The 704-nt window shown below is 59.8% G+C and carries 1 protein-coding gene and 1 pseudogene; one reads left to right on the forward strand and one right to left on the reverse strand.

Translation table 11 applies throughout. From position 1 onward, the window contains the following. Positions 1 to 343, reverse strand: a 343-nt coding sequence (locus tag AACY45_RS27235) for a DUF4158 domain-containing protein (RefSeq protein ID WP_339548529.1), incomplete at its 3' end; no start/stop codon positions are given. 62 nt (positions 344 to 405) lie between these two features. On the opposite strand from AACY45_RS27235, the pseudogene AACY45_RS27240 reads away from it, so the two are divergent. Beyond that, a pseudogene (locus AACY45_RS27240) lies at positions 406 to 704 on the forward strand (hypothetical protein); the annotation flags it as partial.

Below are 704 nucleotides of genomic sequence, written 5' to 3' on the forward strand. Positions count from 1 at the left end.
TGAAGGCCAGCGCGGCCATCGCAGCCTGCTGGTGATGATAAAGCGTCATCCGTCGCCGGTAGATCGAACGGATCGACGCCAATTGCGGAGCCGAAATATCCGCTGCCTGGCCGGCGCGCGTCAGCACAGCTGGCGGGATCACTTGCACCGAATTCAGCGAACGCCCGGTGAGGCGCAGAAAGCCGATCTGCAGCACCAGCCCCAGGCGAGTCAGCGGTGTCCGCCGCGCTCCAACCATCCGGGCGATATCATCGTCCAGCATGAAAAGCTCATCAATCTCAGCGACAGTAAGCGTGGCCGGAAACGTCGTCAGCCCCAGATACTGCGCGCGCCAATCCTGCATCGACTCGAACCCCGCCGCTTTACAGAGGAAAGGCTACAAACATCCATGACCGGAGTCCCAAAATGTCGAAAAAGCTGCACGCCACGCAAATTCAATCACTTAGAAAATTAGAACCGCCAGAAATGGCTGTTTTCCGCCATTCCCGCTACCGCTACTTTTGGGAAAAATGTTACGGGAACCCCTACAACGCCGGCCCCGGTCGGGTCCGGACCTTAGGCCGGATCCCACCATTTCGGGAAACGATCGACTACGTTGCTGCTATAACCAAGGGGTGGAGCAGCGGCGCCTACAGAGCCGCGTCCGTGCAGACCGCTGCAATGCCGATCGCCGCAACATGGCGGGGCAGGGGGGTCCAGATGCT

It is taken from the genome of Pseudomonas sp. RA_35y_Pfl2_P32 (assembly GCF_963970735.1).
GTDB lineage: Bacteria > Pseudomonadota > Gammaproteobacteria > Pseudomonadales > Pseudomonadaceae > Aquipseudomonas.